We start from the raw sequence: 15,055 nt of genomic DNA, 5'->3' as shown, positions 1-15,055 counted from the left end.
GTCTCGATAGTGTAACGAACGGGAAAGTCCGCATTTACCAAGCGCGCCTAGGGCAAGGGCATGCGATCCGCGCTTGCCCTTGCCGCCCTTCCGCCCGAACCCGAGCCCGCGTTGCGGCTGGCACAGGGCGAGATCGACCCGCCCTGGCTCTCGCTCGACAATTCGATGTTCCGCGCGATCGACCGATTCACCGCCGATACCGAACTGCGGCTGGTGCCGGTGGTCGACGAGTCGCACCGGCCGATCGGCGCGATCTTCGAGAAGGACGTGCGCAAGCTGCTGCTCAATCCGTTCGGACACGCGCTGCTGCGCAACCCGAGCTATGGCCATGCGGTGGCGCGGCACGTGCGGCCGTGCCCGGTCGCCGAGGCCGCGATCGGCGCGGGGCCGCTGATCGACGCCTATCGCCGGGCCAATGGCTCGGAGGGGATGATCCTGACGCGCGGCGGCAGGCTCCACGCCGTGGTGAACAATCGCCGGCTCGTCCATCTCGCCGCCGAGCGCGAGCGCAGCGAATCCGGCGCACGGATCGCGCGCGCCGAGCGGATCGAGGCGGCGAGCGAACGGTTCGAGGCGCAGGTCGGCGCGCTGGCCGCGGGGCTGCGCGCGCTGTCGGGGGAGCTTCAGCACGACGCGTGCGGCACTGCCGAGCGCGCGAGCGATCTGGGCGATCGCGCGGTAGCGGTTGCCGCGGCGGCGGCGCAGACGCGCGACAATATGGGCGAGATCGCCGATCGCGGCCGCGATCTGGCGCGCGCGCTCCACGCGATCGGCCATAGCACCACCGAGGCCGAGGCGGCGGCAGCGCGCGCCTCGGACCTCGTCGCAGCGGGAAGCGTGCGCGCGCGCGAATTGCTGCGCGCGGCCCAGACGATCAACTCGGTGATCGCGATGATCGGCGAGATCGCGTCGCAAGTGAACCTGCTTGCGCTCAACGCCACGATCGAGGCGGCGCGGGCGGGCGAAGCGGGGCGGGGGTTCACGGTCGTCGCCAATGAAGTGAAGCAGCTCTCGACGCAGACGGGCACCGCGGCGGGCCGGATCGCGACGCATGTCGAGGCCATCCGCCGCGGCATCGGCGAGGTCGCCGCCGAGCATGACGAAGTCGAGCGCGCGATCGCGGCGATGCGGACGCTGGCCGAGGGCGTGCAGGCCGCGGTCAGCGTGCAGGAAGCCGCGACCCAGACGATCGCCCGCAATGTCGAGGAGGCGGTGCAGGCGAGCACCGGCATCCAGCAGGATGTCGTGGTGATCGGCGATACTTCGCGTGTCGCCTCCGTGAGCGCCAACGACATGCGCGAGCTCGCGGTGCGGCTGCAGGCGGGGGCAGGGGCGCTCTCCGGCCAGCTCGATGCCTTCCTCGCCGAACTGCGACGCTAGCCGATTTGGCTTCGGAACGGCTCCTCCCTCCGCACGTTTGAGCCGGCTGAGGAGAAGCCTGGATGAAAACGAAATATATGGTCCTGGGACTCGCCCCGGCGCTGGCACTCGCCGCGTGCGGCGGCCATGATGACACCACCACCACGACCACCAACACCGTCGACATGACCAATGCCGGTCTCGCCACCGGTGCCGACGAAGACAATGTTGCCGACAACGCGCTGGCCACCGCCGAGGTGTCGCCGGCGCAGGACTTTGCCAACAAGGTCGGCGCGAGCGACTATTTCGAAGTCGAGGCCGGCAAGATCGCGCAGGACAAGTCGAAGAACGCCAAGATCAAGGCGTTCGGCGCGATGATCGTCAAGGACCACACTGCCTCGACCGACAAGCTCAAGGCCGCAGCCGGCGGGCTCAATCCTGCGATCGTGCCCAATCCGGTGCTCGACGCGCAGGCCGAGGCGGACCTCGCCGCGCTGCGCAACGCCAAGGACGAGGAATTCGACGCGCTGTTCAAGAAACAGCAGATCGCAGCGCACGAAAAGGCACTGACCCTGCTTCAGGGCTATGCGGCCACCGGCGACGTCGACGCCTTCAAAACCTTCGCGACCGACGTGTCGAAAGTGGTGCAGGCGCACCTCACCGAGATCAAGGCATCGTAACAGGAGGGGAGGCGCCGGCTACAGGCGCCCCATCAAAGGCAGAGGCGCGTTCCCCCACGGGAGCGCGCCTCTTTCGCGTTCAGGCGGCTTGCTCGTTCGCCAGGCGCGGCAGTGCCGGCACCGCGTGCAGGCTTGCATCGCCCAGATGCTTCAATCGCCCGTCTACCTGGCCGCCCTGCTCGACGGTGATCGTCTCATATTCGACATCGCCCGCGATCCGCGCCGTCGCCTCGACCGTGAGCTGCTTGGCGCGCACCGACCCCTCGACGCTGCCGGCCAGGCGCACCGTCTCGGCCGCGATATTGCCAACGATCTGGCTGCCGGCGCCCTGGACGAGCAGGCTGCAGGCGACATCGCCATCGATCCGGCCGTCGATGTGGAGATCGGCCGATGCGCTGACATTGCCGGTGATCGCCATATCGGGCCCGATCACCGAGAACATGCCGCGCCCGCTGGCGCGCGCCGTTGCTGTTGCCGTGTTGCCGCCGCGCGTGGTTCCGAACATCCAGCCCTCCCCGAATCCCCGGGGTTTGCGTATCATGGCGCGGCTCTGGGCGGCAGTGGAATCGTGCCGAGTCGCGCGTTCACCAATTCGCGACGCTTTCGCCTCGCGGAAGTGACCAGAAGCTCCGCCGCGCGGGCAGTCGCGACCATTGACCGTGCGGGCGAGCATCGCTATAGGCGCCCCCGTTCCGCGAGGGGTCTCACGACCGCAAAGCCTCTCGGCACAAAGAGCTGAACGTTGCTGGAGACGCAATGGCCCGGGGGGTCTGAGGACACCCGGGGCCTTTTCGTATTCTCTCTACAGGGCTCCAGCAAAGTAACCGCCGGGAACACCGGTAACCTAAAGGTGAAGGGCTTCATGCCAACGATCAACCAGCTGGTCCGCAAGGGCCGCGAACCGCAGAAGACCAAGTCGAAGGTCCCTGCAATGGAGCAGAACCCGCAGAAGCGCGGTGTTTGCACGCGTGTTTACACGACGACTCCGAAGAAGCCGAACTCGGCACTCCGCAAGGTGGCCAAGGTTCGCCTGACCAACCAGCGCGAAGTCATCAGCTACATCCCGGGCGAAGGTCACAACCTTCAGGAGCACTCGGTTGTTCTGATCCGCGGCGGCCGCGTCCGCGATCTTCCCGGCGTTCGCTACCACGTCCTGCGCGGCGTGCTCGATACGCAGGGTGTCAAGGATCGTCGCCAGTCGCGTTCCAAGTACGGCGCTAAGCGTCCGAAGTAAGCCGGTCGGCTTTGATAGCCGACCCTCGAATGGCTGAAGTTTAGAAGGAAGTTCCAATGGCTCGTCGTCGTCGTCCCGAAAAGCGGGAAATCCTGCCTGATCCCGTTTACGGGGATGAGGTTCTTTCGAAGTTCATGAATTCGGTGATGCTGGACGGCAAGAAGTCCGTCGCCGAAAACATCGTCTATTCCGCCCTGGAAGTCGTCGAGCAGCGCGCCAAGCGCGAGCCGATCGGCGTGTTCCATGACGCGCTCAACAACATCAAGCCGGGCATCGAGGTCCGTTCGCGCCGCGTCGGCGGTGCGACCTACCAGGTTCCCGTCGAGGTTCGTCCCGAGCGTGCTCAGGCGCTTGCGATCCGCTGGCTCATCACCTCGGCGCGCAACCGCAGCGAGCACACCATGTCGGCCCGCCTTTCGGGCGAGCTGCTGGACGCCTCGAACAACCGCGGCAACGCGGTGAAGAAGCGCGAAGATACCCATCGTATGGCCGAGGCGAACCGCGCCTTCAGCCACTACCGCTGGTAATTTTCGTACCTATATTCTGGGGAGCCGTCGCAAGCGGCTCCCCAAATCGCTAAGGAATAACGATCATGGCCCGCAGCCATCCGCTCGAGCGTTACCGCAATATCGGCATCATGGCGCACATCGACGCCGGCAAGACGACGACGACCGAGCGCATCCTCTATTACACCGGCAAGTCCTACAAGATCGGCGAAGTGCATGAAGGCACCGCGACGATGGACTGGATGGAGCAGGAGCAGGAGCGCGGGATCACGATCACGTCCGCCGCTACGACGTGCAAGTGGCGCGCCGAAGAAGGCAAGGGCGAAGAGCACCTGATCAACATCATCGACACCCCCGGGCACGTCGACTTCACGATCGAAGTCGAGCGTTCGCTGCGCGTGCTCGACGGTGCCGTGGCATGCTTCGACGGCGTTGCCGGCGTCGAGCCGCAGTCGGAAACCGTGTGGCGCCAGGCTGACAAGTATGGCGTGCCGCGCATGTGCTTCGTCAACAAGCTCGACCGCACCGGCGCCGACTTCTATTTCTGCGTCAACTCGATCATCGAGCGTCTCGGCGCGCGTCCGGCGGTGCTGTATCTCCCGATCGGCATCGAAGGCGGGTTCAAGGGCCTGGTCGACCTGGTCGAGAACCGCGCGATCATCTGGCTCGAAGAGTCGCTGGGCGCGAAGTTCGAATATCAGGCGATCCCCGAGGACATGGCCGAAAAGGCCGCCAAGTATCGCAGCGAACTGATCGAGATGGCCGTCGAGCAGGACGACGACCTGATGGAGGCATATCTCGAGGGCAACGAGCCGTCGGTCGCCGACCTCAAGAAGCTGATCCGCCAGGGCACGCTCAGCATGGCATTCGTGCCGGTGGTGTGCGGCTCGGCGTTCAAGAACAAGGGCGTGCAGCCCCTGCTCGACGCCGTGGTCGACTATCTGCCTTCGCCGCTCGACGTTCCGGCGATCAAGGGCGTCTCGCTTGACGGCGAGAAGGAAGATTCGCGTCCGTCGGACGACAGCGCGCCGTTCTCGGCCCTGGCGTTCAAGATCATGAACGATCCGTTCGTCGGCACGCTGACCTTCGCCCGCATCTATTCGGGCAAGCTCGAGACCGCCAGCCAGGTGCTGAACTCGGTCAAGGACAAGAAGGAAAAGGTCGGCCGCATGCTGCTGATGCATGCGAACGAGCGCGAGGACATCCAGGTGGCCTATGCCGGCGACATCGTCGCTCTGGCGGGTCTGAAGGACACGACGACCGGCGACACGCTTTGCGCGCAGTCGGCGCCGATCATCCTCGAGCGGATGGAATTCCCCGAGCCCGTGATCGAGCTGTCGGTGGAGCCGAAGACCAAGGCCGACCAGGAGAAGATGGGCGTCGCGCTGAGCCGTCTCGCGCGCGAAGATCCGTCGTTCCGCGTGTCGTCCGACTCGGAGAGCGGCCAGACGATCATCAAGGGGATGGGCGAACTCCATCTCGAGATCATCGTCGATCGCATGAAGCGCGAGTTCAAGGTCGAGGCCAATGTCGGCGCGCCGCAGGTGGCGTATCGCGAATATCTCGCGAAGCCGGTCGACATCGACTACACGCACAAGAAGCAGTCGGGCGGTACCGGCCAGTTCGGCCGCGTGAAGGTCAAGCTCACGCCGGGCGAGCGCGGCTCGGGCATCATCTTCAAGGACGAGATCAAGGGCGGTAATATTCCCAAGGAATATATCCCCGCGATCGAGAAGGGCTTCCGCGAGACGGCAGCCACGGGCTCGCTGGTCGGCTTCCCGATCATCGACTTCGAGATCCTGCTGTATGACGGTGCGTATCACGACGTCGACTCGTCGGCGCTGGCGTTCGAAATCACCGGTCGCGCTGCGATGCGCGAAGCGGCGCAGAAGGCCGGCATCAAGCTGCTCGAGCCGGTGATGAAGGTCGAAGTCGTCACCCCCGAGGATTATCTCGGCGACGTCATCGGCGACATGAACAGCCGCCGTGGCCAGATCCAGGGCACCGATACCCGCGGCAACGCGCAGACGGTGGACGCGATGGTCCCGCTGGCAAACATGTTCGGCTATGTGAACGCGCTCCGCTCGTTCACCCAGGGCCGCGCGCAATATAGCATGCAGTTCTCGCATTACGACGAAGTGCCCGCGAATGTGGCCGACGAAGTGAAGGCGAAGCTGGCGTAATCCAAAATGAGTCGTTAAGGGGCCGCGTTCGCGTGGCGCCCTGACCGGCCGCGAAATTGATCTAGAAGGTAGGAAACCAATGGCGAAGGCAAAATTCGAGCGGAACAAGCCGCACCTCAACATCGGCACCATCGGCCACGTCGACCATGGCAAGACGTCGCTGACGGCTGCCATCACCAAGATCCTGGCAGAGAACGTCGCCGGCAACGCCGCTGTCGACTTCGCCAACATCGACAAGGCTCCCGAAGAGCGCGAGCGCGGCATCACCATCTCGACCGCACACGTCGAGTATGAGACCGACGCGCGTCACTATGCGCACGTCGACTGCCCGGGCCACGCCGATTATGTGAAGAACATGATCACCGGCGCAGCCCAGATGGACGGCGCGATCCTCGTGGTTGCCGCGACCGACGGCCCGATGCCGCAGACCAAGGAGCACATCCTGCTCGCGCGCCAGGTCGGCGTGCCGACCATGGTGGTCTTCCTCAACAAGGTCGACCTCGTCGACGACGAGGAAATCCTCGAGCTCGTCGAGATGGAAATCCGTGAAGAGCTCAGCAAGCGCGAGTTCGACGGCGACAACATCCCGATCATCCGTGGTTCGGCGACCGCAGCCCTTTCGGGTTCGGACGAGAAGCTCGGCAAGGAAGCGATCCTCGCGCTCATGGCCGCAGTCGATGAGTCGATCCCGCAGCCCGAGCGTCCGCTCGACAAGCCGTTCATGATGCCGATCGAAGACGTGTTCTCGATCTCGGGTCGCGGCACCGTGGTCACCGGCCGCGTCGAGACCGGCATCGTCAAGGTTGGCGAGGAAGTCGAGATCGTCGGCATCCAGGAAACCGTCCGCAAGACCACCGTCACCGGCGTGGAAATGTTCCGCAAGCTGCTCGATCAGGGCCAGGCTGGCGACAACATCGGCGCGCTGATCCGCGGCGTGGGTCGTGAAGAAGTCGAGCGTGGCCAGGTTCTGGCCAAGCCGGGTTCGATCAAGCCGCACACCGAGTTCCAGTCGTCGGTGTACGTGCTGTCGAAGGACGAAGGCGGCCGTCACACGCCGTTCTTCGGCAACTATCGCCCGCAGTTCTACTTCCGCACCACCGACGTGACCGGCACGATCAAGCTGCCGGAAGGCACCGAGATGGTCATGCCGGGCGACGAAGTCGCGCTGGGCGTCACGCTCATCGCACCGATCGCGATGGACGTCGGCCAGCGCTTCACGATCCGCGAAGGCGGCCGCACCGTCGGTGCAGGCGTCGTCGGTTCGATCGAGAAGTAAGACTAAGGAATACCAGCCGCCCGGCGCTCTCTTCGAAGAGAGCGCCGGGCGGTTGCCTTTTTATGAGGGCCCCTGTAAGGGCCGCCCTCCGGTTTTGGGTTTAACAGCAAGAGCCTCGATTACGAGGCCCGCTCTTTCGCATCGGTAGGACCATGGAAACGCAGAATATCCGCATTCGCCTGAAGGCGTTCGACCACCGCGTGCTCGACCAGGCGACCGGCGACATCGCCGACACTGCCCGTCGCACCGGCGCTCTCATCCGTGGCCCGATCCCGCTTCCGACGAAGATCGAGAAGTTCACGGTTAACCGTGGCCCGCACATCGACAAGAAGTCGCGCGAGCAGTTCGAAGTCCGCACTTACAAGCGCATGCTCGACATCGTGCAGCCGACCCCGCAGACGGTCGACGCGCTGATGAAGCTCGACCTCGCCGCCGGCGTCGACGTCGAGATCAAGCTGGCCTGATCCGGCTTGCCGAAGCCCCCGCGCGAGTGGGGGGCGCCATCCCGGTCGGCCGCTCGGAAACGACGCGCACCGGGGGTGGACATGGAAGCGAAGCTGACGTAAAGGCGCGCCTCCACGAGATTCGCGTTTCTCCTTCGGGGGATTCGCTGGCTCCCCGACCGGATCGATCCCCAATTCGATGCAGGGAGGAGAGGGCGCCCCGCGGCGCACTCACACGAGATAGGGATACCGCCGGCCTCCTCACGGAGAACCGGGTCTGCGTCCCCCGTCATTCCCGCCTTCGGGCGGGAATTCAGCCCAGACGGGGGCTCGCATCAAATTTTGGGCTGAAGGAATCCCATCGAGGTTCGCCTTGATGGGGTGCCGCACGCACCCGAGGGAATGGTCCCGAGGGTGCCTATGCATAGGAGCATATGATCATGCGCACTGGCGTGATCGCGAAGAAGCTGGGGATGACCCGCCTGTTCCAGGACGACGGCCGCCACGTGCCGGTCACCGTCCTGGCGCTCGAAGGCGTTCAGGTCGTCTCCATCCGCGAAGAAGGTCGTGACGGTTACACTGCCGTCCAGCTCGGTGCCGGTTCGGCAAAGAGCAAGAATGTCGCCAAGCCGCAGCGTGGCCACTTCGGCAAGGCCGAAGTCGAGCCCAAGGCGGTCGTCCATGAATTCCGCGTCGATGCGGATGGTCTGCTCGAAGTGGGCGCCGAGATCTCGGCCGACCACTATGTCGCCGGCCAGTTCGTCGACATCCAGGGCAAGACCCAGGGCAAGGGCTTCCAGGGCGGTATGAAGCGCTGGGGCTTCGGCGGTCTGCGCGCCACGCACGGCGTCTCGGTCTCGCACCGTTCGCTCGGTTCGACCGGTCAGCGCCAGGATCCGGGCAAGGTCTTCAAGAACAAGAAGATGGCCGGCCACATGGGTGACAAGTATCGCACCCAGCAGAATCTCGAGATCGTCGGCACCGACGTCGAGCGCGGCCTGATCTTCGTCAAGGGCTCGGTCCCTGGCTCGAAGGGCGGCTGGCTGTTCGTCAAGGACGCCGTCAAGGTCGACCGCCATGCGGACGCGCCGTTCCCGGCCGGCCTCAAGCAGGTTGCCAACAACAACGACACCGCCCCCGCGGAAACCCCGGCCGATACGGTCGAGGCTCCCGAGGCGACCGAAGGCCAGGAGGGCTGAACGTGAAGGTCAAGGTTCAATCCTTCGACGCCAAGGCGAAGGCCGCGGACATCGAGCTCAACGACGAGGTCTTCGGCCTCGATCCGCGCGCCGACATCCTGCATCGTGTCGTCACCTGGCAGCTCGAAAAGCGCCGCGAGACGGCACGTGGCACGCGTGAGCGCGCCGACGTTGCCCGCACCGGCAAGAAGTTCGGTCGCCAGAAGGGCGGCGGTACCGCCCGTCACGGCGATCGCCGCGCTCCGGTGTTCATCGGTGGTGGTAAGGCGCACGGTGCCCGCGTCCGCGACTTCAATCCGGGTCTCAACAAGAAGATCCGCGCACTCGGCCTCAAGATGGCGCTTTCGAGCCATGCCAAGGCCGGCTCGCTGATCGTGATGGACAGCCTGGCAGTTGCCGACAGCAAGACCAAGACGCTGCTCGGCAGCCTCGAGGGTCTGAACTTCGGCAGGAAGACGCTGGTGATCGATGGCGACGCCGTCGAGAACAGCTTCGCGCTCGCCGCGGGCAACCTGCACACGGTCAACGTGCTGCCGGCCCAGGGCGCCAACGTCTATGACATCCTGAAGAGCGACACGCTGGTCCTGACCCGCGCTGCCGTCGAAAAGCTGGAGGCGCGCTTCAATGGCTAAGAAGCAGAAGGACGCGATCGACAACCGTCACTATGACGTGATCGTCGCGCCGCACATCACCGAAAAGTCGACGCTCGTCTCCGAGCACAACGCGGTTGTGTTCAAGGTCGCCGGCGACGCCACCAAGCCTGAGATCAAGGCCGCCGTCGAGGCGATCTGGAACGTCAAGGTGACCGGCGTCAACACGATCGTCCAGAAGGGCAAGACCAAGCGCTGGAAGGGTGCTCCCTACAAGCGCTCCGACATGAAGAAGGCAATCGTGACGCTCGCCGACGGTGAGCAGATCGACGTGACCTCGGGGGTCAACGCGTAATGGCACTCAAGAATTACAACCCGACGTCGCCTGGCGTTCGCGGTCTCATCCTCATCGACCGTTCGGGCCTGTACAAGGGCCGTCCGGTCAAGTCGCTGACCGAGGGCAAGACCAAGACCGGCGGCCGCAACAACAAGGGTCACGTGACCTCGCGCGGCATCGCCGGCGGCCACAAGCAGCGCTATCGCATCGTTGATTTCAAGCGCCGTCTGTGGGACGTCGAGGGCACCGTCGAGCGGATCGAATATGATCCCAACCGCACCGCCTTCATCGCGCTCGTGAACTACGGCGCCGACGAAGCCGGCAAGGATCGCGTTGCCTACATCATCGCGCCGCAGCGCCTCGGCGTCGGCGACAAGGTGATCGCCGGCAAGAAGACCGACGTGAAGCCGGGCAATGCCATGGAGCTGGGCTCGATCCCGGTCGGCACCATCGTCCACAATGTGGAGATGAAGCCGGGCAAGGGCGGTCAGATCGCACGTTCGGCAGGCACCTATGTGCAGGTCGTTGGCCGCGACAAGGGCATGGTCATCGTTCGCCTCAACTCGGGCGAGCAGCGCTACATCCATGCGAACTGCATGGGTACGGTCGGTGCGGTGTCCAACCCGGACAACCAGAACACCAACCTCGGCAAGGCTGGCCGCAACCGTTGGCTGGGCAAGCGCCCGCTGACTCGCGGCGTCGCCAAGAACCCGGTCGACCATCCGCACGGCGGTGGTGAAGGCCGGACCTCGGGCGGCCGTCATCCGGTCACCCCGTGGGGCAAGCCGACCAAGGGTGCGCGCACCCGCCACAACAAGGCGACGGACAAGATGATCATCCGGTCGCGTCATTCGACGAAGAGGAAGGGCTAACATGGCTCGCTCAGTATGGAAGGGTCCGTTCGTGGACCTCCACCTCCTGAAGAAGGCGCAGACCGCGCAGGAGACCAACGCGCGTGCGCCGATCAAGACCTGGTCGCGCCGCTCGACGATCCTGCCCGACTTCGTCGGCCTGACCTTCAGCGTCTATAACGGCCGCAAGTTCGTGCCGGTGTCTGTCAACGAGGACATGGTGGGCATGAAGCTCGGCGAGTTCGCGCCGACCCGTTTCTTCCCCGGCCACGCCGCCGACAAGAAGGGCAAGCGCTAATGTCTAAGCCTCAGGCACCCCGCAAGGTTGGCGACAAGGAAGCGCTGGCCGTCGCGACGCAGATCCGCGGATCGGCGCAGAAGCTCAACCTGGTTGCGGGCCTGATCCGCGGCCGCAAGGTTGGCGACGCGCTCAACATCCTCCAGTTCTCGACCAAGGCGATGGCCGTGGACGCGCGCAAGGTGCTCGCCTCTGCGATTGCGAACGCCGAGAACAACCATAACCTCGACGTCGACGCGCTCGTCGTCGCCGAGGCGTCGGTCGGCAAGTCGATCACGATGAAGCGCTTCGCGACTCGCGGCCGTGGCAAGTCCACCCGCATCCTGAAGCCGTTCAGCCGTCTTCGCATCGTCGTCCGCGAGCAGGAAGAAGCATAATGGGTCACAAGAGCAACCCGATCGGCCTGCGTCTCCAGATCAACCGTACCTGGGACAGCCGCTGGTTCGCCGAAGGCGCCGACTATGGCCGCCTTCTCCTCGAGGATCTCAAGATCCGTCAGTACATCGTCAAGACGCTGCCCCAGGCCGCGATCTCGAAGGTGGTGATCGAGCGTCCGGCCAAGCTGTGCCGGATCTCGATCTACGCGGCGCGCCCCGGTGTCATCATCGGCAAGAAGGGCACGGACATCGAGAAGCTGCGCAAGACGCTCGGCGCGATGACCTCGTCCGACGTGAGCCTGAACATCGTCGAGATCCGCAAGCCGGAAATCGACGCCAAGCTCGTCGCGCAGGGCATTGCTGACCAGCTCGAGCGCCGTATCGCGTTCCGCCGCGCCATGAAGCGCGCGGTGCAGTCGGCGATGCGCCTGGGTGCCGATGGCATCCGCGTCGCCTGCGGCGGCCGTCTCGGCGGCGCCGAGATCGCGCGTTCGGAAGGCTATCGCGAAGGCCGGGTGCCGCTGCACACGCTGCGCGCCAACCTCGATTACGCCACCGCCGAAGCCCATACCGCCTATGGCGTGTGCGGCGTGAAGGTGTGGATCTTCAAGGGCGAGATCCTGGGTCACGACCCGCTCGCTCAGGACCGTCTGATGCTCGAGGCGCAAACCTCGGGCGTGCGCCCCGCGCGCGACGACCGCCGCTAAGGGACTAGAGGACAATGCTGCAACCAAAGCGCACCAAGTTCCGCAAGGCCTTCAAGGGCCGCATCCATGGCGACGCCAAGGGTGGCACGGCGCTCAACTTCGGCGCCTATGGCCTCAAGGCCATGGAGCCCGAGCGGATCACCGCGCGCCAGATCGAGGCGGCTCGCCGCGCGATCACGCGTCACATCAAGCGCCAGGGGCGTTTGTGGATCCGCATCTTCCCGGACGTGCCGGTGTCGTCGAAGCCTGCCGAAGTCCGCATGGGCTCGGGTAAGGGTTCGCCCGAATTCTGGGTGGCACGCGTCAAGCCGGGCCGCATCCTGTTCGAGCTCGACGGCGTTCCCGGCCCGCTCGCTGCAGAAGCGTTCGAGCGTGCGGCGATGAAGCTGCCGATCAAGGTCAAGGTCGTGGCCCGCCTCGGCGACACCACGCACCTGGAGGGTTGATAGAATGACCAAGGCTACCGATCTTCGGGCGCAGACCGACGACCAGCTGGGCGAGCAGCTCGGCAACCTGAAGCGCGAGGCATTCAACCTGCGCTTCCAGGCCGCGACCAGCCAGCTGGAAAAGCCGAGCCGGGTCAAGGAAGTCCGTCGCGACATCGCCCGCATCAAGACGCTGCAGTCCGAGCGTTCGCGCTCGGACGCGAAGTAAGGAAACGAGACCATGCCGAAGCGCGTGCTGACCGGGAACGTGGTTTCCGATAAGGGCGACAAGACGGTCGTCGTGCTGGTGGAGCGCAAGGTTAAGCACCCGCTCTACGGCAAGATCATCCGTCGCTCGAAGAAGTATCATGCCCATGACGAGGGCAACGAGTACAAGGCCGGTGAGACCGTGCGGATCGAAGAGACCGCGCCGATCTCCAAGCTGAAGACCTGGAAGGTGATCGAGCGGGTCAACACCCACGCGACGCCGGCCACGGCTGCAGAAGCCTGAGCAAGCCATCTCCGGGGCGACCCGGCTGATTAACTGGAACCCCCGGGCCACTGGTCCCGGAAGGCCAAACGAGAAGGAACCGGATCGATGATCCAGATGCAGTCCAATCTCGACGTCGCTGATAACAGCGGCGCGAAGCGGGTGCAGTGCATCAAGGTGCTGGGCGGGTCGAAGCGTCGCTTCGCCGGCGTGGGCGACGTCATCGTCGTCAGCATCAAGGAAGCTGCTCCCCGCGGCAAGGTGAAGAAGGGTGACGTGCATCGCGCCGTCATCGTCCGCACCGCCAAGGACGTCCGCCGCGCCGATGGCTCGGTGATCCGCTTCGACGGCAATGCCGCCGTCCTGGTCAACAAGAACGAGGAGCCGATCGGCACCCGTATCTTTGGCCCGGTGGTCCGCGAGCTCCGCTCGAAGGGCTATATGAAGATCATTTCGCTCGCGCCTGAGGTGCTGTGATGGCTGCTGCCAAGATCAAGAAGGGTGACCAGGTCATCGTCCTGTCCGGCAAGGACAAGGGCCGTACCGGCGAAGTCACCCAGTCGCTGCCCAAGGACGGCAAGGTCGTCGTGTCGGGCATCAACGTCGCCGTGCGCCACCGCAAGCCCTCGCAGACCAACCCCCAGGGTGGTCTCGAGCGTTCGGAAGCGCCGCTGCACGTCTCGAAGGTCGCGCATGTGACCGCCGACGGCAAGCCGACGCGCGTCCGCTTCGAAGAGCGCGACGGCAAGAAGGTTCGCGTCGCCGTCAAGACCGGGGAGGTCATCAATGGCTGATAGCTACACGCCGCGCCTCAAGGGCATGTACGACTCGACCATCGCCAAGGCGATGACCGAGAAGTTCGGCTACAAGAACGCCATGGAAATTCCGCGCATCGAAAAGATCGTGCTGAACATGGGCGTTGGCGAAGCCACCCAGGACAAGAAGAAAGTCGAGCAGGCTGCGCAGGAGATGGAACTCATCGCCGGCCAGAAGCCCGTCATCGCCAAGGCGAAGAAGTCGATCGCGCAGTTCAAGCTGCGCGAAGGCATGCCGATCGGTTGCAAGGTCACCCTTCGCCGCGAGCGCATGTACGAGTTCCTCGACCGTTTCATCACGATCGCGCTTCCCCGCGTCCGCGACTTCCGTGGCCTCAACCCGAAGTCGTTCGACGGCCGTGGCAATTATGCCTGCGGCATCAAGGAGCAGATCGTGTTCCCCGAGATCAACTATGACCGCATCGACAAGGTGCGTGGCATGGACGTGATCGTCACCACCACCGCGAAGACCGACGAGGAAGCCCGTGAGCTTCTCCGTCTGTTCGGCTTCCCGTTCCCGCAGGCGGACGGTGAGCAGAAGCAAGCCGCGTAAGAGGAAGAGAGCTTAAGTCCATGGCGAAACTGAGTTCGATCAATAAGAACGAGCGCCGCAAGCAGCTGGTGAAGAAGTATGCCGGCAAGTATGCGAAGCTCAAGGCGATCGCGAACGACGAGTTTGTCGACGAGACCGAGCGCCTGATCGCGCGCCTGAAAATGGCCGAGATCCCGCGGAATGGTAACCCCACCCGCATCCGCAACCGTTGCGAGCTGACCGGTCGTCCGCGCGGCTATTATCGCAAGTTCCGTCTCGCCCGCGTCATGCTGCGCGATCTGTCCAACAAGGGACTGATCCCCGGCGTCACCAAGTCGAGCTGGTAAGGACTGACACATGGCAGTGACCGATCCCCTGGGTGATATGCTCACCCGCATCCGCAACGGCCAGCGCGCCAAGAAGGACTTTGTCCTGACCCCGGCGTCGAAGCTGCGTGCGCGCGTTCTCGATGTTCTCCAGCGCGAAGGCTACATCCGTGGCTATAGCGAAGAGCAGATGGGCCCCGCGGCCGGCATCCGCATCGAGCTGAAATATTTCGAAGGCCAGCCGGCGATCAAGCACGTCGCGCGCGTCTCGAAGCCGGGCCGCCGCGTCTATTCGGGCAGCCAGGAGCTTCCCCGCGTACGCAACGGCCTTGGCATCACCATCGTCTCGACGCCTCGCGGCGTTCTGTCCGACGCCGAAGCGCGCGAACAGAATGTCGGCGGCGAAGTGCTCGCGGAGGTGTTCTGA

Annotated in this window: 23 protein-coding genes; 22 read left to right on the top strand and 1 reads right to left on the bottom strand. The window is 64.7% G+C overall.

Features of this window, described 5'->3' with window-relative positions; translation table 11 throughout:
• The first annotated feature begins 60 nt into the window (after positions 1–60).
• Entirely contained in the window at positions 61–1,380 is a 1,320-nt protein-coding gene (locus AB2M62_RS12140; protein WP_404334048.1) for a methyl-accepting chemotaxis protein, read from the top strand.
• Between the two features lie 62 nt (positions 1,381–1,442).
• Positions 1,443–2,039, top strand: a complete 597-nt coding sequence (locus tag AB2M62_RS12135; protein ID WP_404334046.1) for a DUF4142 domain-containing protein — start codon at positions 1,443–1,445, stop codon at positions 2,037–2,039.
• Between the two features lie 79 nt (positions 2,040–2,118).
• On the opposite strand, the gene AB2M62_RS12130 is transcribed toward AB2M62_RS12135, so the two are convergent.
• Positions 2,119–2,544, bottom strand: a complete 426-nt coding sequence (locus AB2M62_RS12130; RefSeq protein ID WP_404334044.1) for a polymer-forming cytoskeletal protein — start codon at positions 2,542–2,544, stop codon at positions 2,119–2,121.
• Between the two features lie 357 nt (positions 2,545–2,901).
• Here AB2M62_RS12130 and rpsL point away from each other — a divergent pair, with 357 nt between their 5' ends.
• From rpsL to rpsH, 20 genes are all read left to right on the top strand, one after another.
• Entirely contained in the window at positions 2,902–3,273 is a 372-nt protein-coding gene (rpsL, locus tag AB2M62_RS12125; RefSeq protein WP_404334042.1) for a 30S ribosomal protein S12, read from the top strand.
• Positions 3,274–3,329: 56 nt separating this feature from the next.
• Complete coding sequence (gene rpsG, locus AB2M62_RS12120) at positions 3,330–3,800, top strand: 30S ribosomal protein S7 (protein ID WP_404334040.1); 471 nt, start codon at positions 3,330–3,332, stop codon at positions 3,798–3,800.
• A 65-nt stretch (positions 3,801–3,865) separates the two neighbouring features.
• Positions 3,866–5,962 carry an elongation factor G gene (fusA, locus tag AB2M62_RS12115; RefSeq protein WP_404334039.1) on the top strand — a complete coding sequence of 699 codons (2,097 nt, stop codon included), beginning with the start codon at positions 3,866–3,868 and terminating at the stop codon, positions 5,960–5,962.
• 79 nt (positions 5,963–6,041) lie between these two features.
• Entirely contained in the window at positions 6,042–7,238 is a 1,197-nt protein-coding gene (tuf, locus tag AB2M62_RS12110) for an elongation factor Tu (RefSeq protein ID WP_404334037.1), read from the top strand.
• A 152-nt stretch (positions 7,239–7,390) separates the two neighbouring features.
• The gene (gene rpsJ / locus AB2M62_RS12105) at positions 7,391–7,702 is read left to right on the top strand and encodes a 30S ribosomal protein S10 (protein WP_029936463.1); all 312 of its coding nucleotides are present in this window, start codon (positions 7,391–7,393) and stop codon (positions 7,700–7,702) included.
• 419 nt (positions 7,703–8,121) lie between these two features.
• Positions 8,122–8,880 carry a 50S ribosomal protein L3 gene (gene rplC / locus AB2M62_RS12100; protein ID WP_404339922.1) on the top strand — a complete coding sequence of 253 codons (759 nt, stop codon included), beginning with the start codon at positions 8,122–8,124 and terminating at the stop codon, positions 8,878–8,880.
• Between the two features lie 2 nt (positions 8,881–8,882).
• Entirely contained in the window at positions 8,883–9,512 is a 630-nt protein-coding gene (gene rplD, locus AB2M62_RS12095; RefSeq protein ID WP_404334035.1) for a 50S ribosomal protein L4, read from the top strand.
• Positions 9,505–9,825 carry a 50S ribosomal protein L23 gene (locus AB2M62_RS12090; RefSeq protein ID WP_404334033.1) on the top strand — a complete coding sequence of 107 codons (321 nt, stop codon included), beginning with the start codon at positions 9,505–9,507 and terminating at the stop codon, positions 9,823–9,825. The genes rplD and AB2M62_RS12090 overlap by 8 nt, the downstream gene beginning before the upstream one ends.
• Positions 9,825–10,679, top strand: a complete 855-nt coding sequence (gene rplB, locus AB2M62_RS12085; RefSeq protein ID WP_404334032.1) for a 50S ribosomal protein L2 — start codon at positions 9,825–9,827, stop codon at positions 10,677–10,679. Before AB2M62_RS12090 ends, rplB begins: the two co-directional genes overlap by 1 nt.
• Position 10,680: 1 nt before the next feature.
• Positions 10,681–10,956 carry a 30S ribosomal protein S19 gene (rpsS, locus tag AB2M62_RS12080; protein ID WP_029936458.1) on the top strand — a complete coding sequence of 92 codons (276 nt, stop codon included), beginning with the start codon at positions 10,681–10,683 and terminating at the stop codon, positions 10,954–10,956.
• On the top strand, positions 10,956–11,333 hold the full coding sequence (gene rplV / locus AB2M62_RS12075; RefSeq protein WP_077511493.1) for a 50S ribosomal protein L22: 378 nt from the start codon (positions 10,956–10,958) through the stop codon (positions 11,331–11,333). The genes rpsS and rplV overlap by 1 nt, the downstream gene beginning before the upstream one ends.
• The gene (gene rpsC, locus AB2M62_RS12070; protein ID WP_404334029.1) at positions 11,333–12,040 is read left to right on the top strand and encodes a 30S ribosomal protein S3; all 708 of its coding nucleotides are present in this window, start codon (positions 11,333–11,335) and stop codon (positions 12,038–12,040) included. The genes rplV and rpsC overlap by 1 nt, the downstream gene beginning before the upstream one ends.
• A 14-nt stretch (positions 12,041–12,054) precedes the next feature.
• On the top strand, positions 12,055–12,486 hold the full coding sequence (gene rplP, locus AB2M62_RS12065; protein ID WP_404334028.1) for a 50S ribosomal protein L16: 432 nt from the start codon (positions 12,055–12,057) through the stop codon (positions 12,484–12,486).
• Positions 12,487–12,490: 4 nt separating this feature from the next.
• Positions 12,491–12,694 (top strand): 50S ribosomal protein L29, encoded by a 204-nt coding sequence (gene rpmC / locus AB2M62_RS12060; RefSeq protein ID WP_404334026.1) that lies wholly within the window; start codon positions 12,491–12,493, stop codon positions 12,692–12,694.
• A 12-nt stretch (positions 12,695–12,706) separates the two neighbouring features.
• A complete protein-coding gene (gene rpsQ, locus AB2M62_RS12055; protein WP_404334024.1) occupies positions 12,707–12,976 on the top strand; it encodes a 30S ribosomal protein S17 in 270 nt (89 codons plus the stop codon).
• Positions 12,977–13,063: 87 nt separating this feature from the next.
• On the top strand, positions 13,064–13,432 hold the full coding sequence (gene rplN / locus AB2M62_RS12050) for a 50S ribosomal protein L14 (protein WP_404334022.1): 369 nt from the start codon (positions 13,064–13,066) through the stop codon (positions 13,430–13,432).
• Entirely contained in the window at positions 13,432–13,749 is a 318-nt protein-coding gene (gene rplX / locus AB2M62_RS12045) for a 50S ribosomal protein L24 (RefSeq protein ID WP_404334020.1), read from the top strand. Before rplN ends, rplX begins: the two co-directional genes overlap by 1 nt.
• The gene (rplE, locus tag AB2M62_RS12040; protein ID WP_404334019.1) at positions 13,742–14,323 is read left to right on the top strand and encodes a 50S ribosomal protein L5; all 582 of its coding nucleotides are present in this window, start codon (positions 13,742–13,744) and stop codon (positions 14,321–14,323) included. Before rplX ends, rplE begins: the two co-directional genes overlap by 8 nt.
• A gap of 20 nt (positions 14,324–14,343) precedes the next feature.
• The gene (rpsN, locus tag AB2M62_RS12035; RefSeq protein WP_404334017.1) at positions 14,344–14,649 is read left to right on the top strand and encodes a 30S ribosomal protein S14; all 306 of its coding nucleotides are present in this window, start codon (positions 14,344–14,346) and stop codon (positions 14,647–14,649) included.
• 10 nt (positions 14,650–14,659) lie between these two features.
• Positions 14,660–15,055: a 30S ribosomal protein S8 gene (gene rpsH / locus AB2M62_RS12030; protein WP_404334015.1), complete on the top strand. Its 396-nt coding sequence runs from the start codon at positions 14,660–14,662 to the stop codon at positions 15,053–15,055.

Origin of the sequence: Sphingomonas sp. MMS12-HWE2-04 (assembly GCF_044881185.1) — a bacterium.
Classification (GTDB): Bacteria; Pseudomonadota; Alphaproteobacteria; order Sphingomonadales; family Sphingomonadaceae; genus Sphingomonas.
The sequence above is the reverse complement of the archived record's forward strand: the minus strand, read 5'-3'. Positions and strand labels throughout refer to the sequence as shown.

Excerpts from the sequence above, each read along its gene's own strand:
- AB2M62_RS12140 (WP_404334048.1), top strand. The coding sequence starts at position 61 with ATGCGATCCGCGCTTGCCCTTGCCGCCCTTCCGCCCGAACCCGAGCCC.
- AB2M62_RS12135 (WP_404334046.1), top strand. The coding sequence starts at position 1,443 with ATGAAAACGAAATATATGGTCCTGGGACTCGCCCCGGCGCTGGCACTC.
- AB2M62_RS12130 (WP_404334044.1), bottom strand. The coding sequence starts at position 2,544 with ATGTTCGGAACCACGCGCGGCGGCAACACGGCAACAGCAACGGCGCGC.
- rpsL (WP_404334042.1), top strand. The coding sequence starts at position 2,902 with ATGCCAACGATCAACCAGCTGGTCCGCAAGGGCCGCGAACCGCAGAAG.
- rpsG (WP_404334040.1), top strand. The coding sequence starts at position 3,330 with ATGGCTCGTCGTCGTCGTCCCGAAAAGCGGGAAATCCTGCCTGATCCC.
- fusA (WP_404334039.1), top strand. The coding sequence starts at position 3,866 with ATGGCCCGCAGCCATCCGCTCGAGCGTTACCGCAATATCGGCATCATG.
- tuf (WP_404334037.1), top strand. The coding sequence starts at position 6,042 with ATGGCGAAGGCAAAATTCGAGCGGAACAAGCCGCACCTCAACATCGGC.
- rpsJ (WP_029936463.1), top strand. The coding sequence starts at position 7,391 with ATGGAAACGCAGAATATCCGCATTCGCCTGAAGGCGTTCGACCACCGC.
- rplC (WP_404339922.1), top strand. The coding sequence starts at position 8,122 with ATGCGCACTGGCGTGATCGCGAAGAAGCTGGGGATGACCCGCCTGTTC.
- AB2M62_RS12090 (WP_404334033.1), top strand. The coding sequence starts at position 9,505 with ATGGCTAAGAAGCAGAAGGACGCGATCGACAACCGTCACTATGACGTG.
- rplB (WP_404334032.1), top strand. The coding sequence starts at position 9,825 with ATGGCACTCAAGAATTACAACCCGACGTCGCCTGGCGTTCGCGGTCTC.
- rpsS (WP_029936458.1), top strand. The coding sequence starts at position 10,681 with ATGGCTCGCTCAGTATGGAAGGGTCCGTTCGTGGACCTCCACCTCCTG.
- rplV (WP_077511493.1), top strand. The coding sequence starts at position 10,956 with ATGTCTAAGCCTCAGGCACCCCGCAAGGTTGGCGACAAGGAAGCGCTG.
- rpsC (WP_404334029.1), top strand. The coding sequence starts at position 11,333 with ATGGGTCACAAGAGCAACCCGATCGGCCTGCGTCTCCAGATCAACCGT.
- rplP (WP_404334028.1), top strand. The coding sequence starts at position 12,055 with ATGCTGCAACCAAAGCGCACCAAGTTCCGCAAGGCCTTCAAGGGCCGC.
- rpmC (WP_404334026.1), top strand. The coding sequence starts at position 12,491 with ATGACCAAGGCTACCGATCTTCGGGCGCAGACCGACGACCAGCTGGGC.
- rpsQ (WP_404334024.1), top strand. The coding sequence starts at position 12,707 with ATGCCGAAGCGCGTGCTGACCGGGAACGTGGTTTCCGATAAGGGCGAC.
- rplN (WP_404334022.1), top strand. The coding sequence starts at position 13,064 with ATGATCCAGATGCAGTCCAATCTCGACGTCGCTGATAACAGCGGCGCG.
- rplX (WP_404334020.1), top strand. The coding sequence starts at position 13,432 with ATGGCTGCTGCCAAGATCAAGAAGGGTGACCAGGTCATCGTCCTGTCC.
- rplE (WP_404334019.1), top strand. The coding sequence starts at position 13,742 with ATGGCTGATAGCTACACGCCGCGCCTCAAGGGCATGTACGACTCGACC.
- rpsN (WP_404334017.1), top strand. The coding sequence starts at position 14,344 with ATGGCGAAACTGAGTTCGATCAATAAGAACGAGCGCCGCAAGCAGCTG.
- rpsH (WP_404334015.1), top strand. The coding sequence starts at position 14,660 with ATGGCAGTGACCGATCCCCTGGGTGATATGCTCACCCGCATCCGCAAC.